General features: G+C 58.2%; 1 protein-coding gene. It reads left to right on the top strand.

The window, feature by feature from the left end:
- Positions 1-762: 762 nt before the first annotated feature.
- The coding region (locus tag BXP70_RS29025; protein WP_143436791.1) for a BLUF domain-containing protein at positions 763-1,318 on the top strand (556 nt) is incomplete at its 3' end.

Here is a 1,318-nt window from a genome sequence, read left to right as displayed (position 1 = left end):
TCTACTCATATTACGCACTACAAGGCGCTGCCATCAATGCCTATGTGGGAGCGCCGTGCTCACTGGCCTGCTGAGGCCGTTGCAGCCGAGGGAACGTGTACTCGCGGATGTAGGCCCGTCGCTGGAATTCGGGACGCTGTGGCTTAAGCCTAGAGGATAAGCGCTTGCTGCACAAGGTTCTATGAGAATATTTTTTATCTTGGGGTATGCATACTGCGCTCGGTGATATCTTATTTGCCTTTGTGGAAAAGGATCACTTGTGGCTGAGCCCCACCTACCACCTGCAAAAAGCGTGGTGGTCTGTAGCGCTTGATCGGAAGCGCTTACACCACCAAGGGGCACTGGAGTATGGGCAAGCCTTATGCGCGGCCTACCTGCAAGCGTACCCCGAGGAAAAACACCGCGTGGGCCAGCGCCAGNGCGTACCCCGAGGAAAAACACCGCGTGGGCCAGCGCCAGATTCTGAGCGTGCTGCTGCGAGCCTTGGATACGATTCGTTAGCTTCTCCCGTAGACGAGCAAGGCCCTGCTCAACGAGGCAAGGCGTTTACTAGTCCAGACGGGCACCTGAACCAGTGCCCCAGTCAACCGACGGGCTGATGAAAACTATACCGCTCCATTCGCCACTGCTACTGAGCGAAAGCCGAGAGAATACGCAAGACCCCGCTTTTCGTCCGTTATTCCGTAGTTACCCGGATAGTAAATCCGTAGTTATGCGGGCGCCGTCCGTAGTAGCCGCTTTTTTTCGGCCGTAGAACCGAAAATGGATGATCTTTCGACGGAAGCGGCCCGACGCCGTGCCATTGCCTGGGCCACCGCCCTGGCAGCCAATACGCCCCTGGAACCACAAGCCTACGAACAAGCCCTGCTGGATGAGTATGCCGTGGGCGCCCTTACCTTGGAACAAGTCCTGCGACTGCTTGATGAGCGTGTCAAGCACGTGCTCTACCGCAGCCGGGCCACGCAAGCCTTCACGGAGGAGCAGATCAGCGAGCTACTGGAGACCTCACGCGCCTGGAACGAGCAGCACGGCATCACGGGGCTGTTGTGCTACAGTGACCGCCAGTTTGTGCAGTTGCTGGAAGGCAAGGCACACCCCGTGGACTTACTTTATGCCCGTATCCAGCGCGACCCCCGCCACCAGCAAGTGACTACCCTGAGTACCGCCCAAGGGGCCCAACGCTTCTTTGCGGATTGGCAGATGGGCTTTGTGACCGCCGACGAAGGCGAGTTTCACTGGGTTCTAACCAGCCTGGAGCACCCGAGCCATAACGCGTCGCTGATCGAACAGTACGTGCAAGACCCACATTTGCGCACCC

The organism is Hymenobacter crusticola, assembly GCF_002154225.1.
Lineage (GTDB): Bacteria > Bacteroidota > Bacteroidia > Cytophagales > Hymenobacteraceae > Hymenobacter > Hymenobacter crusticola.
This window is presented reverse-complemented; position numbering and strand designations above follow the sequence as displayed.